The organism is Alloacidobacterium dinghuense (genome assembly GCF_014274465.1).
GTDB lineage: Bacteria > Acidobacteriota > Terriglobia > Terriglobales > Acidobacteriaceae > Alloacidobacterium > Alloacidobacterium dinghuense.
The window spans coordinates 3434075-3447828 of the sequence record NZ_CP060394.1; the positions used below are offsets into that span (position 1 = coordinate 3434075).

The following is a 13754-nucleotide window of genomic DNA, read 5'->3' on the forward strand; positions in this document are numbered from 1 at the left end:
AAGGGCACTGCCACTAGTCTCGGTACAGTAACTCATGCTGAGCCTGTATCAGAGACTCATCCTTGGATTTTTGGTGCTCATTGCGCTTGTCGGGGCCTTGGGGATGCTCGTTCGCCACTCGTTTGTGCATCTCTCCGCGCTCGACGCGCAACAGCAGACAGCCGACGCCGCCGTGGGAGCGCTCTCGCAGGTGCAGGCATCCATTGCCCGTGAGCAGGTGCTTGCCGCGCACATGGCATCGGCTTCTGATCGGAATCTCTATACTCAGCTTCTTGCGCAAGGCAGCGCAACGGATCAGAACATCACCGCTGCAACCCCGGCCATTGCCGCCGATCAGCAGGTTCTGTCATTGCAGGAGCTGCAGCGGAAGCATGCGCAATTGATGGCTCAGCTCAAGTCCGCAGGACCGGAAACGTGGCAACGCCTGGCAAGCGACACACTACGCCCGCAACTGGATGAGATCGACCAATCCATTTCAGACGACCTGAGGACTCTCTTCAGCAGCCGGACCATCCTCATGGCAACGCTCGATCATCAGCGCTTTCTGCTGCGAGCCCGTCTCATTGCAACCTCTGGAACGAGCCTTATCGCAGCCATTGCCATCGCCGTCGTCTCGCTCCTCTTCGTCATTTTGCCCATCCGTCGCACCGCGAAGACCGCACGATTGATCGGCCAGGGCGATCTGCACCAACGAATTGAGTGGCGCAACCGCGACGATCTGGGCGACATCGCTACAGAAATCAATCGAATGGCTATCCGCCTCCGCGATCTGCGCGAAACGGAGTCGGGCCGGCGGCAGATGGAACAGCAACTGAGCGATGCCGTCGTGCAATCGATCTTTGAGCCGGTGATCGTAACGGACGCCAAAGGTCACGTGCTCAAGCTGAATCAGGCATCAACGGAGCTGCTGGGCGAGGCTGCTTCAGACAGGATGGCCCTTACGAACACGCCGGGCGGAGAAAAGATTCTCAACGCCATCCGCAATGCGGTTTCTATGCAGCGCGCGATGACAGGCGAGGGTGAAGCGACCCTGCTGCCGATGCGCATCGGCAGCGCACAGCGTAGCTATCGCCTGCGCACCTCTCCCATGCGTGACGGAGATGGCAAGCTCCTGGGCGCGGTTACTGTGCTTGAAGACGTCACTGAAATGCAGGACATCGACCGCTTCAAGACCCGCTTTCTTACTGTTGCTTCAGAAAAACTGCGCGATCCGCTGCAACGCCTGCGCCTGGCGATATACACGCTCACAAGGGGACATGCCGGCGAATTACGGCCTCTGCAAACTGAACTTCTCGCAGGCGCCAGCGATGAAGCTGAAAAACTCGATGACCTGATGGCTGACCTGATCGAAGTGGCTGAACTCGATACCGGCCGACGCCAGATGAAGCTCGAACGCCTGCGCCCTATCGACATTCTGGACGATACCTATCATCGATTCCGCGAGCAGGCGCGCGAGAAGAATGTAGAGATTACTGTCAACGCATTCTCTGATCTGTCACACGTTCATGCCGATCGCCGGGCATTGCGCAGCATCATGGACAATCTCCTCTCAAATGCGATGCGCTACACGCCAACAGGCGGGCAGATTCGTCTCGTAGCATCGGAGTTCAAGGATGGAATCCAGTTCATGGTGCAGGACAGCGGACGCGGCATCGAGGCCGAACGCCTGTCGACCATCTTCGGGCGCTTCACCGACAGCTCTGGCACTGGTACAGGCCTTGGTCTCGCGCTGGTGCGCCGGCTGGTTGAAACTCTGGGCGGCCAGGTCTCCGTCGAGAGTCGGCTCGGTCAGGGAACAACCTTCAGCTTTACCTTGCCCATGGCCACAGCTGTGCCTTCGCGCCATCAAGTGGAGATCGGCTGATGTCCGCGCAGATTAATCTAAGCAGCGACTCCCAGGACACTTCCCTAGAACCTGCCAAGCTGCGCATCTACCTCGGCGCTGCGCCGGGCGTGGGCAAAACCTATCGCATGCTGGAAGACGCGCACATGCTGCGTCACCAGGGCATCGACATTGTCATCGGATTGATCGAAACGCACGGGCGCAAAGAGACGGCCGATCTCATTCGCGACCTCGAAATCATCCCGCAAAAGGAGATCGTCTATCGCTCCGTGACGTTGCGTGAGCTGGACATCGATGCCATCCTGGCGCGGCATCCGCATACCTGCATCGTTGACGAACTGGCGCACACCAACGTTCCCGGATCGCGCAATCGCAAGCGCTACGAAGATGTGCAGGAGCTTCTCGATGCAGGCATCAACGTGATGACCGCGTTCAATGTCCAGCATTTGGAGACTCTAAACGATGCCGTTTCACGTTCTGCCAGCACGCAGATTCGCGAGACAATTCCCGATAGCTTCCTGAAGCGCGCCGACGAAGTTGTAACTGTCGACGTTACAATTGACGAGCTGCGCACCCGACTGCGCGAAGGCAAAATCTACTCCGCGGAAAAGGTCGAGCAGGCATTAGCAAATTTTTTCCGCAAGGGAAACCTGAACATGTTGCGCGAGCTTGCTCTGCGCACAACCGCCGAACAGGTGAGCACGGCCGCCTCCGAATATCGACGCACGCAAGGCTTGGAACAGGCCCCAATTCCCGAAAAAGTGATGGTCTGCGTCTCCCGCCGCCCAGGCACGGAGCGGCTGATCCGAACAGGCGCTCGCATCGCAGGCCGGCTGGCCACGAACTGGTACGCCGTTTACGTGGAGAATCCCGATAAGGACCTGCGGAACAACGACCCCACGGCTGTGCAACGCCTTGAGGAATATGAGCGCATGGCGCGCGATCTGGGCGCTAAGGTCGTAGTCCTCAAAGATAAGAATGTCGCCGATGCGCTCATCGCCTTCAGCAAGAAAGAGAACATCTCGCACGTGGTCTTCGGTCAATCCGCACGATCGCGCTTCGATATTCTGCTGCGCGGCTCGATTATCAACCGCTTCCTCGCTGAGGTCCGCGACACCACCGTCCAGGTCGTGCCTATGAGCAGGGAAAAACGCTGAACCTACATCAGCTGTTTGACCCTTTTCACCCACCCCTATGTTTTTGTAAATTCCTCTTTTCTATGGTATTTACGGTGCTTCATCTTTGCTGCCCTTCTGCAACTGGATTTCTTCCCTGGCCTAAGAGGACCCCTATGTCTTTTGCAAATTACTCATTTCAGAGTAGTTATGACTTTTTTTCTGGTAAATTATTCATTCTGCAAGGTTTGTGCGCATTTCCTCAGCAGCGCTGTCTGAAAAGCAAAACGCCCGTAGGTCACGGGCGTTTGCTTCAGGAAGAGCTTTACTCACTTTTATGGTAACAGGCGTGTCAAGGGCGGATAATCAGGAGGCTGTCGAAGGAATAGCGGGGTTCTGAGTTGACATTTCTTCCGGGGTCTCTTGCTCCTTCGCACTGCGCTCGTGGTTGAGAATCAGGAGGCGGGCCAGAATCTCCTGCTTTGTGAGATCAGCCGACCAGCCGTAGGCGGCAAAGACTGCTTCGTCGAGCCTGCGATGGGCATTGGCCAGCCACTCCGGACGCTGGTTGTAGAGATTAGTCAGGGTGCGCTTTCGTAGCTCGTCCTCACTCACCCCCGACGGATTCAGCCACGCATCGCGCAAACGGACAAGTTCCCGGGCCGTGTCAGCGATAGCCTTAACACGGGTATCTTTCTTTTCTGAGGGCTCGGTTCCGGGCGGCCATGGAAAGGAAAAGGTTTCGAAGGTTGATGATGGCGTGTATCGAAAACCGCTCTCTGCCTCGCGGACTTGGGTGCCTTTTGCCCGGGACCAAATCTCGTGGGTCGATGACTGTAGCACACCGAGGAAGTAGTCATCTTCCCGTGCGAACACGATGATTGCATGATCGACCAGGATGTCTGGAGTCAGCCACACGAACACACGATGTTTTGAAGTCGCGGCGGTCGCAATATAACGGCGCTGGGTCTTTAGAATTGCGCGATATTTTGGTGATGGCCTCGCGTGAAGCCACCAATGCGTTCTCTGACGTCGCTCCCTTCTTTTCTCGCGCTCCGTCTTCACAACACATTTCACGTACTCAAACGGGGCCTCATAGAGCGAGGCCTCAGTTTCGCTCATGTTCTCACCGAAATCGATCACCCAACGAGTTGTTCCATCGAGCAGTTGTCCGCCGTTGAAGCTCCTCAAAACGACTTTCCGATAGTCACGTCCGAACGGACTCACCGACACAAGTAGCTTATTTGCAATATCAGCAGTAATGTTGAACGAGCCTTTCGACTGAGAACCGTACGCCCAAAGCTTTGCATTTTCCGGAAGGCTAACTGTGGCAGTGGTGTCCGCGTCTGCAGTAAGGTTGGAATTGATTCGAACAACCAATTGCCCGTCGAGTGTACGTTGTGTTTCGCTACCATCGTCGAATGCAATGAAAGAGAAGTGTACGATCGCACCGTCCAAACGCCACTCCCGATCACTCCAAGCCATAAATATCGCGCCGGTTTCTTCGATCTTCTGAATTACGCGTCTATTTACGCCACCTCTAATGCTCTGTGTTGCCAATAAGCCAACCCGTTTTGTGCAGCCTCGTTCGAGCTCTGTTCGTGCCCTTTCGAACCAATAGCAGACAAGATCTGAAAAGCCGGATAACCGATCCTTGTAGACCTTAAAAAGGTCAGTTACATATTGATCGCCCAGCTCCTGCCGAACTTTATTGCCGCCCAGATAAGGTGGGTTTCCGATTATGTAGTCGGCTCGTGGCCATTCCGCTTCATAGGGCTTGCTTTCGGCATCGTATCGGAGGATGGCGTCGCCGTGCTCGATATTCGAGAGCTTCTCCAGGATAGGCTCGCGGTCTTCCAAGACGCCGTGCTCGTGCTTCCATTGCAGGAATCCAATCCAGACCACGATGGAGGCAAGCTCATGTGCATAGAACTCCGTTTCAATGCCGAAGAGCTGGCTCGGCGACACCATTCTGGGAACGACCAGCGAAATACCCTGCTCGGCGGCAAAACGTGTTGCTTCCAGCCAGAGGTCAAGCATGCGGCGCAGGGCGACATAGAGAAAGTTTCCGGAGCCGCAGGCGGGATCGAGCACGCTTACGCTGGTAAGCTCCTCGATCCACGCGCCAAGAATCTTCTCCGACTGGCGGTCCGCGCGCAGGCGCGCCTGGCGGCTATTCCGTGCAGCTTCTTCCGCGCGCTCCACTTCCAGAGCTTCCAAAACTCTTTGGCGCACCTCCGCCCATTTCTGTTTGAGCGGATGCATCAACACAGGCTCAATCAGCAGCAGGATGTCTTCTTCGCTGGTGTAGTGTGCTCCGATCAGCGAGCGACGCGCGGGATCAAGTGACCGCTCAAACAGAGTGCCGAAAATCGCAGGAGCGACGTGTGACCAGTCGTAATTTTTCGAGATCTCATAGAGGATGCCGAGGTCGGCGCGATCGAGCTCAATGATCGAAGCGCTGTCGAAGAGGCCGCCGTTAAACCACTTGATGGTGTGCTCGCCAAAGATGCCGTCACGCTCGCTCATTGCCTCAAAGAGGAGCCGGAGCTTGCGCAGGAATCGCTTTGGGGTAAAGCGGTCTTCGCTCTGGAGGAGATTGCGAAAGACGCGGTTGGGCAGCAGACCGATGGAATCGGCGAAGAGGCAGAAGAGCAGGCGCATGAGGAAGTGCGCGATTTCTGCGCGCGTGGCTCCGAGGCTGCGGTCTTCGATTTCAAGCCGTTCAGCGAGGCGGCTGAAGAGGCGGGCAGCGTCCTGCGTGACCTGCGCGTCAGTTCGTTCGGGGCGCAGAATGCTGTAGTCGCCGAAGAGAGCACGCAGCACATCGATGGGCGGAAGAGGGCAGGTTGCGGTGACCTGATTGCGGTTGAGGTCTTCAAGATTGAAGGCGTAGATGCGCTTGGAGGTTGCGGTGAAGTTGGTGTGGACTTCAAAACGGTCAAGGTCGCAGACGACCAGCAGGGGAGGATTGCCGAGGTCCTCACGGTAGTCGTTAAGCTGCTCGTAGGCCTTTTTGAGATCTTTGTGCTTGCCCTTGTATTCCCAGGCGAAGTGGTCGCGCATCCAGACGTCGGCGTATCCTTTGCCGCCGCGTGTTCTGCTTACAGGCTTTTCAAAGGCATAACGTTCGCCAGCCGAATCACTTGCAGCAGGATGCTTTTCACCCAGCATGTCGCACAAATCAATAAAGTGTGATTGTGCTCCGCTGCGTTCGGATTGAGAGTTAATTTTCCAACGGTAGACAAATTCAGCGACAGATAACGGCATGGACATAGGGAGTTTACATGGAAGCCGGCTTAAGCTGAAACCAGAAATGCTCGGCCTCGCTGATCAGTTGTCGTAACAAAACGGCTCGGGACAAGGAAATTTCGTTATCGGCAGCGGCGCTGCTGTTCCTTTTGGTACAGGCTGTCTACAAATAGCGGCTCGACAGTTCGCCACGAGCACCCCGGGCCATCCGATCATCGAAACCAAGGCCCTGCCCGGTGTCAAAAGCTCTGGTGAGCGCTGGAAACTTGATGTTGTAGTCGCAACACGGACTTCGGCTGTATACATTAGCTATGATCTTCCTGCGCCACATCGTGATGCTCCCTCGCAGCCGCAAGCCTGGCCGGTATCCACAGTCCCGATGGGCAAATCGCGCCTTTGGGACGATTCGAGCATTCCTCGCGTTGGTGATGCTGTTGTCGCTGATGCATCCATCGCGCGCCTTCGCAGCAAGTTCCGACCTGGAGACGGTGCTGGCGGGCTCGCGCCAGCGGATTGAGAAATTGGATTACCGCGCAACCGGCCGCCTCACAAAGGTTGACGGCGATGGCAAGCGCACGAACTATAAATTTGTCGGCAAGGCGCACTGGTTTCCCGATGGTCTGCTCCTGCTCTGTGAGATCTCCGGGCCTGCTGCCTCAGACAAAACCACACTCCTGCTACACATGAACGCAAGCGGGCACGTGACCATCGAAGCAATGCTTCCTGGAGCGAAGACCGTTAGCTCGTTGCCATTCGAACATTGGAATGACCCGCTCTTAGGAACGGACTTCTCCTATGAAGACATGGTAGAGAGCCAGTTCTTCTGGAAGAATCAGCAACTCCTGCCGCCGGCGAAATACGGTGCACGCGACTGCTTCGTCCTTAAGAGCACGTCAGGCTCTCAGGACCGGAGTCACTATGACTCCGTAACGTCCTGGATCGACCGCAGCATTTTGTTCCCAGTGCATGTCGTCAAGACGCTTCACGGGACGGGCCAACAGAAGGAATTCATTTATTACGGGCTGCGGCAGATCCGTGGGGATTGGTCCGCGTCGCAAGTAGAAGCAAAGATGCAAGGCAAGCCCGGCTCCTCGATGCTTGTCATCGAAGGGGGCTCAGGAAAGGCAAATCTTGGACGCAAAGACTTTGACCTCGGCCAGTCCGGTGCTCAGGCAAAATAAATCGGGTCGCCGAATCAAATTCTTGCGCAGCTCTGTGCTGTTATGGAATAACCTGCTTTTCACACGTTACCGGGACTCCATGTAAGCCAAGGGGCCACCAATTCCAGTCACCAGCAAGTTGCAAGAGTGCTGGCCCGACAATCATCCGCACCACGGTAGCATCAATAAGCACCGCCACAGCGAGCGTAAAGCCCAGCATTTGGACGACGAGAAAGCTGCCCAGGGTGAACGCTGTAAAGACGGCAATCATAATTGCCGCAGCGCTTGTAATGAGCCCGGCCGTCCGTGCCAGGCCTTCGATCACGGCTGAACTCTCGGATAGGCCGCGCCGCCGCTCTTCGAGGACTCGGGCGACGAGGAAGACCTCGTAGTCCATGCTCAACCCAAAAACGATGGCAAACGAGAGAATCAGCACAATCGGGAACACAGCACCGGTTGGTTGGTCGAGCCCAAAGAGTTTGCTCCCGTAGCCTTCCTGAAAAACAAGAACCAACGCGCCGAATGCCGCGCCAACAGAGAGCAGATTGAGCAAAATTGCCTTAACCGCCGCAAATAAAGAACGTAATCCGATCAGGAGCGCCAGCAAGCTCCCCAACACAACCCCAAGGATCACCTTCGGCATGCGTTCCTTCACTACCGCGTCATAATCTGCATTAAGAGCGGGAATACCCCCAACGCGCAGCACGGTTCCCGGCACGCCGGTGATCGCGGCGACATCGGAGGAGCGCACCTCTCGCACCCATTGGATCTGATCGTTGGGCGAAAGATTGGCTTTCGGCATTAACTCAATCAAGGTAGCCTGGCCATCGGTGCTCAGAAAACTCTTGCGGAGTGCCTCGGGCACATCGGTCACAGCATCCGCAGTGTCGGACATTCCGGTGAGGGTCGGAAGAGATAAAACCTCTTCCGCTCTGGGATCGCTCTGAAAGCTCTTTGTCAAGCGACTGACGGCAAGCCAGCCTGCTTGCGAGAGCGGCTGAGACTGCGTCGGCAACTCCAGAACCACCCGGAGAGACTCGACTATACCCGATCGTCCCATGCCTCGAAGCGTGTGCAAGGCTTTTACCGAATCGGCTGCGGCTGGGAGCGAACCATGCTCAGGAAGCCCGGGGGAGATTCTCCGTGCCTGGAATGCAAGAATCAGTAGCGGAATCCCGGCGATAAGCAGCGCTGTCCAGGGCCGGCGGGTGACGATGCCACCCCACCGCGCCCAACGCTCGCTCGCCGCGCATAGACTGTCCGCCGTTTTGAATCGCTTGACTGGAAGAGGCACTCTGGCGGCATTGATGCGATGCCCAAGCAGACCCAGCACCCAGGGCAGAATGAATGTGCACAGCATGACGCTCCAAACGGTTACCAGCAGGCCAGCTATCCCGATAGAGCGCAGTTCGCTGATCGGCACAGTCAGCAGCGCTGAAAATCCGATGGCAACCGTCGTTGCTGAGATGATCAGCGTCCGGCCTGCCTGCACGGCAGCAATATCGGCAGCGCAGCCAGGAGGATACCCCTCGGCCAATGCTTCGCGAAACCGGCTCACCATCAGCAATCCATAATCGATGCCCAGGCCAAGGCCGAGCATTGTCGCCAGATTCTGCACCAGAATCGACAGATGCAGATAATGCGCGAGGAGCGCAGCCGCCCCCAGTGCCATCGAGATGGATAGCATTCCAATTCCCAGCGGCAATAGCGCTGCTACAAGACTGCCGAAAGCCAGCAACAACAGAAGCAGAGTTACCGGCATCGCTCGTTCCTCGGCATGGTTCACATCATCTGCGCTCACCTTGCGAAGATCGAAGTTCAGTGGCGTTTCACCAGTAATCTCCAGCTTGATATTGGGGTATTGCGACCTGAGCTGACCTTCCATCCAGTCCGCTTTTGCCCTCAACTTGGGAACCAACGCCTCGACGCTTTCATCGTGCGGGTCCAAACCGACGATGATCAAGGCCCCGCCATTGGTCCCAGTGAATAGCGGATCTGGCCAATCGACACTCGAGATCGCACCCGACACTCCTGGCACGCTGCGCAATGAACTGGTTAAAAAGCTCAATGCATCTGCGCCCTGTGCCGAATCCGGTTCGGGAATACCGCTGATTACCAGAACCAGGCGATGGGCATACGGAGACTGAAAACGCTGCGCCAGTTCCTGGTCAACTTTTTCGGATTCTGCGCCTTTGATGTGAACGGCTGTCTCCAGGCGACGTTCGATCTTGTAAGAAAAGGGCGACAGGGCAAGCGCCATGACGAATCCCGAAATCGCCAACCAGAATCGACGGCGGGAGGCGCCACGGTTAGTCTTCGAGTTTGGCACTACCATCGAAGATCCATTGGGCGTCATATGCGTCCGGCTTCTGTTCTCGAAGGCACAAGCGAGAACCCAACTAGAATCCACGGCAGAAAATCGAAACCCATCCACTTTCTCATCGCAAACAACTCACAGCCATCCATTCCCCGGAAAGATTGCCAAGCGCTTTCATCAAACGCATGCAGTATAGCGCCGACTGCAGAAAATCGGCGGACATCCTATCCATATATGACAATAGGATGCGGCCTTGCGTGTCCGCCAACTGTCATTTTTATGTTAGCTTTGAAGTAGCGGGAAATCCCGTGAGCTCGTAGCTCAGTTGGTAGAGCAACGCCCTTTTAAGGCGTGGGTCCTGGGTTCGAATCCCAGCGAGCTCACCACGTATCAGCGCTTTCCCGTCACTCTGGAATCAGGCCATCTTATCCGGGGAAATCCATCAGAAAATTGCGGACTTTTTAGGTCGGATGCAGAGCCCTGTATCTATGTATCCTTTGCGCCGAAATGCAAAACGCCAGTGAACAGTTTGTCCACTGGCGCCACAATTCAGTAGCCCTCCCCCAAGTGCTACTCAATGATTGAACTGTACCTGGCTGTCCAAGAGTTGCCTAGCCCCCATTGGTTTCCCAGCAAAACAATGTTGTAATCACTCATCGGTTACCTAGGTACATCGCTCAATCCAATACAAACAGCGATGTCCGATACACACCGGCGTTTATCGCGGGATCTCCGGCGCGAAGACCATATAATTCCCGCTCGATCGCTGCCTGGAACGGTCTGCTGGCGACGAGTCCTTGTCTCGTTTTGTTTCCTCCGGCGATGTTTGAACAATGGAGTGTCGCGAGCATCGCGGGCATTCACGACGATGATGCAGCATTTCTTCCATCGCGTCGCGCACCGCGTCTCGGAAATGGTTATCCATGTCGGGTTCGCCCGCATGCTCCACCACAACTGAGCACATACGCTGAAAACTCATGTCAATGAGATAGCCGGTCTTGCAGAAAACCGGCTCCTGCGAAGTCAGCTGCTCCTTGTGAGCAGCGAACAGAGCTACAGAGTCTGCGGAAGAACTGATCTCCCCATCGCTGACGGCCTTGTGAGATTTCGGCAGGAAGAACATTTGCTCACATACGGGGGTATAAGAATGTTATTCCTTCTGCAGAACCTGTTCAAAATTACGACAGTAATACCCAAAGGTCCAATAGAAGGCTCGGCCTAACGCGCTTTTCTGAAAACCATGGCCGCGACGAACGACTCAACCGCAAAAGGCCAAAAAAAAAAGAGATGCGGCGAATGCCGCATCTCTCCCCTATCAGAGATCGTTTCTATTTCCTGTTACCCATGTCGTGTCTTGTATCGCCCTGCTGTCCCGGCGTGCTGGAAGAGCCACCTTGCTGTCCAGATTTCTGCCCGGACTGCTCCTTCTGCCCGGACTGCTCCTGTTGATGCTGCTTACTTCCCTGCTGCTCTCTATCCTTGTCGGTTCCTTGATGCTGTTGCGATCCAGGATGCTGAGGATTGGGATTGGACATTTTGGAATAACCTCCAGGGACTAGTCCCTCTCTCCAGTAGGAAGTCGATTGTCGCTCAGCGGGTTGTACATTTCCGGGAGCTTCGCGCTCCTCGAATCAGGCAGGCTCAGAGCAACATGCATGCGTATCTGTCACTTACGGGTAAAGTGAGTCGCAGAAAGCGCCCTCAACCTCTCTGCCGCACTTTCGGGCGTGATATCACGCTGCGGCATTCCCAGCATCTCAAACCCGACCATGAACTTGCGCACTGTCGCCGAGCGTAGCAGTGGCGGGTAATAGTGCGCATGGAAGTGCCATTCCGGATGCTGCTCGCCATCGCACGGCGTTTGGTGGAAGCCCATCGTATAAGGAAAGCTCGTCTCGAAAAGATTGTCGTAGCGCGTCGTGACCTGCTTGAGGATATTTGCCAACGCCGCGCGCTGCGCCGCAGAAAACTCAGCCATCGAACCGACATGCTTCTTCGCCAGGACCAGAGTTTCAAACGGCCACACTGCCCACCACGGAACAAGAACGAGAAACTCATCGTTCTCGCAGATGATGCGCGTCCGTTGGTCGGTCTCGGTCTTTAAGTAATCGCAGAGCAGACAAGAACCGTGTTCCGCCTGATACGCCTTCAGCGACTCCGTTTCGATCGCCGGTTCGTCAGGAACATGCTCCGTCGCCCAGACCTGGCAGTGAGGATGCGGATTGCTCGCGCCCATCATCGCCCCGCGGTTCTCGAAAATCTGCACATGGCTTATCGACGGATTGGCAGACAGTTCCTTGTATTGCTCAACCCATGCTTCGACCACACGCAGAATATCCGGTTCATCCATCACGGCCACCGTCAGACTGTGATCGGGATGAAAACAGAGCACGCGGCAGATGCCGCGCTCTTGTTCTGCGCGCAGCAACGGCAGCATTCCCGCAGTCTGGGGCGCGGGAGAATCCGGCAGCAGCGCTGCATAGTCATTATCGAAAATGAATACGCTTTCATAACGAGGCGTACGATGCCCTCCTGCGCGCTCATTGCCCGGGCACAGGTAACAGATGGGATCGTAGTGCACATCGGAAAATCCCGATGACGGATTGACCTCTCCCTGCCATGGCCGTTGTGTGCGGTGCGGCGAAATGAGTACCCATTGGCGGCGCAGCGGATTGTAACGGCGATGGGGGAACTGGTAGGCAGAATCGCTCACGAATACTTCCTTTCAGTGAAGCTTCTGTCGTCTATTCTAAGCAGTCGGCTTATCAGGAACGGGCGCCACCGCGAGATAGGTTTCGGCGAAGCGAACGCTGTAGTCCTCAAGCAGAGATCGCACCCTATCTGGATCCGTCGAGTGCACAATCATCCCTGCGTGATGGTGCTTCTTCATGCGGTAAACAATCTCCGGCGCGTCGAACATGGATGTATCCGGCTCCGCAGTCTTCGCCAGGCACAGCACGCTGCCCGCGTAATCCTGCTTTGTATACGGCAGCACATACGGCTCGCCGCGCATAGAGCACACCTCGATGCGCGCCCACTCCGCCCACAGGTTTACGCCGGTCGCGAACTCGACCACATCCGCAATAAACGCTCCGCCCACACGCGCCGCCACTTCGAGAAAATAGAAGCGCCCGTCTTTCGCGTGAATATATTCGGCATGCGTTACACCGCGCACCAGGCCCATCGCCGGAATCAACCGCGCATTGATCGTCGTCAATTCTTTCGCATCGTCATCACCGCGGTGGACGATCCGCGTCGTGAAGACGCCGCCTTCATGCATCACCTGCATAGGCGGCTTGCCATAGCGGCTCACCGCGGAAAAGACCACCTGCCGTTCGCTGGTAATTGCATCTACGTGATAGATGTCGCCCGGCACAAAGCGCTCCAGCAGGAAAAAGCTCTGACGATCACCGAGCTCATCGAGCGTGCGCCACAGTTGCTCGGGATCATGGATCTTTCTTATTCCGATCGCTGAAGCCTCTGCACGCGGCTTGAGCACCCACGGCCCTGGAACGTTCGCCATGTAGATACGCAGATCGTCGTAGTTCAATACCGGAGAAAATTCCGGCACCAGCGCTCCGGCTCGTTGTGCCTCAAAGCGCATCGCCAGTTTGTCGCGGAAGTGCGCGGTCGTGGTCCGCCCCATGCCGGGAACGCGCATATGCTCTCGCAGCGCAGCCACGGTCTCCATATCGAATTCATCGAGCGCCACCATGCGATCGATCTTCCAGCCACGCGCAACATAGGCCACGGTGCGGATAACGCCTTCCACACCGAGGTCAGCCGGCATGGTCAGCACATCTTCCAGAATGTCGCGCGGCCAGTCGGCGTGTTTCAGTTTTTCGACTGTCAACAGCACGATGCGGCAGCCCATCGCTGCGCACTGACGCATGAATGCCTGTCCCTTTTCATAGGTCGTAATACAGAGAATCCGCTCGCTCATGCTAGAAACACTACACCCTGAGAGGCTTTCTGTATCCGCCATTTTCCGTACGCTTCAGACCCGAAAAATACGCGTCGCTCAACAACCATCGCTGATATAGACTGTGGAGGCTCTGAACGTCAGG

The 13754-nt window shown here is 56.1% G+C and carries 9 protein-coding genes and 1 tRNA gene; 4 read left to right on the top strand and 6 right to left on the bottom strand.

Features of this window, described 5'->3' with window-relative positions; all coding sequences use genetic code 11:
- Window positions 1-34 precede the first annotated feature (34 nt).
- Together H7849_RS14085 and H7849_RS14090 are read left to right on the top strand one after the other, a co-directional pair.
- The gene (locus tag H7849_RS14085) at window positions 35-1864 is read left to right on the top strand and encodes a sensor histidine kinase (protein ID WP_186740105.1); all 1830 of its coding nucleotides are present in this window, start codon (window positions 35-37) and stop codon (window positions 1862-1864) included.
- Entirely contained in the window at window positions 1864-3000 is a 1137-nt protein-coding gene (locus H7849_RS14090) for a universal stress protein (protein ID WP_186740107.1), read from the top strand. Before H7849_RS14085 ends, H7849_RS14090 begins: the two co-directional genes overlap by 1 nt.
- A gap of 324 nt (window positions 3001-3324) precedes the next feature.
- Here the strand turns inward: H7849_RS14090 and H7849_RS14095 are convergent, their stop codons facing one another.
- A complete protein-coding gene (locus tag H7849_RS14095; protein WP_186740108.1) occupies window positions 3325-6228 on the bottom strand; it encodes a class I SAM-dependent DNA methyltransferase in 2904 nt (967 codons plus the stop codon).
- 293 nt (window positions 6229-6521) lie between these two features.
- Here H7849_RS14095 and H7849_RS14100 point away from each other — a divergent pair, with 293 nt between their 5' ends.
- Window positions 6522-7391, top strand: coding sequence for an outer membrane lipoprotein-sorting protein (locus tag H7849_RS14100; RefSeq protein ID WP_186740110.1), 870 nt, complete (start codon window positions 6522-6524; stop codon window positions 7389-7391).
- Between the two features lie 40 nt (window positions 7392-7431).
- Here H7849_RS14100 and H7849_RS14105 read toward each other — a convergent pair whose 3' ends face one another.
- The gene (locus H7849_RS14105) at window positions 7432-9630 is read right to left on the bottom strand and encodes an MMPL family transporter (protein WP_186740112.1); all 2199 of its coding nucleotides are present in this window, start codon (window positions 9628-9630) and stop codon (window positions 7432-7434) included.
- A gap of 367 nt (window positions 9631-9997) precedes the next feature.
- On the opposite strand from H7849_RS14105, the gene H7849_RS14110 reads away from it, so the two are divergent.
- Window positions 9998-10073: transfer RNA gene (locus H7849_RS14110), tRNA-Lys, on the top strand.
- A gap of 332 nt (window positions 10074-10405) precedes the next feature.
- Here H7849_RS14110 and H7849_RS14115 read toward each other — a convergent pair.
- The 4 genes from H7849_RS14115 to H7849_RS14130 all read right to left on the bottom strand — a co-directional run bounded on the left by H7849_RS14115 (window position 10406) and on the right by H7849_RS14130 (window position 13630).
- Window positions 10406-10810: a hypothetical protein gene (locus H7849_RS14115; protein WP_186740114.1), complete on the bottom strand. Its 405-nt coding sequence runs from the start codon at window positions 10808-10810 to the stop codon at window positions 10406-10408.
- A gap of 205 nt (window positions 10811-11015) precedes the next feature.
- Window positions 11016-11222: a hypothetical protein gene (locus tag H7849_RS14120; RefSeq protein ID WP_186740115.1), complete on the bottom strand. Its 207-nt coding sequence runs from the start codon at window positions 11220-11222 to the stop codon at window positions 11016-11018.
- 131 nt (window positions 11223-11353) lie between these two features.
- The gene (locus tag H7849_RS14125; protein ID WP_186740117.1) at window positions 11354-12400 is read right to left on the bottom strand and encodes a UDP-glucose--hexose-1-phosphate uridylyltransferase; all 1047 of its coding nucleotides are present in this window, start codon (window positions 12398-12400) and stop codon (window positions 11354-11356) included.
- Between the two features lie 36 nt (window positions 12401-12436).
- Window positions 12437-13630 (bottom strand): ATP-grasp domain-containing protein, encoded by a 1194-nt coding sequence (locus H7849_RS14130; protein ID WP_186740119.1) that lies wholly within the window; start codon window positions 13628-13630, stop codon window positions 12437-12439.
- Window positions 13631-13754 lie beyond the last annotated feature (124 nt).

Coding starts and splice junctions, on each gene's coding strand:
- H7849_RS14085 (WP_186740105.1), top strand. CDS start 35: ATGCTGAGCCTGTATCAGAGACTCATCCTTGGATTTTTGGTGCTCATT.
- H7849_RS14090 (WP_186740107.1), top strand. CDS start 1,864: ATGTCCGCGCAGATTAATCTAAGCAGCGACTCCCAGGACACTTCCCTA.
- H7849_RS14095 (WP_186740108.1), bottom strand. CDS start 6,228: ATGCCGTTATCTGTCGCTGAATTTGTCTACCGTTGGAAAATTAACTCT.
- H7849_RS14100 (WP_186740110.1), top strand. CDS start 6,522: ATGATCTTCCTGCGCCACATCGTGATGCTCCCTCGCAGCCGCAAGCCT.
- H7849_RS14105 (WP_186740112.1), bottom strand. CDS start 9,630: ATGGCGCTTGCCCTGTCGCCCTTTTCTTACAAGATCGAACGTCGCCTG.
- H7849_RS14115 (WP_186740114.1), bottom strand. CDS start 10,810: ATGTTCTTCCTGCCGAAATCTCACAAGGCCGTCAGCGATGGGGAGATC.
- H7849_RS14120 (WP_186740115.1), bottom strand. CDS start 11,222: ATGTCCAATCCCAATCCTCAGCATCCTGGATCGCAACAGCATCAAGGA.
- H7849_RS14130 (WP_186740119.1), bottom strand. CDS start 13,630: ATGAGCGAGCGGATTCTCTGTATTACGACCTATGAAAAGGGACAGGCA.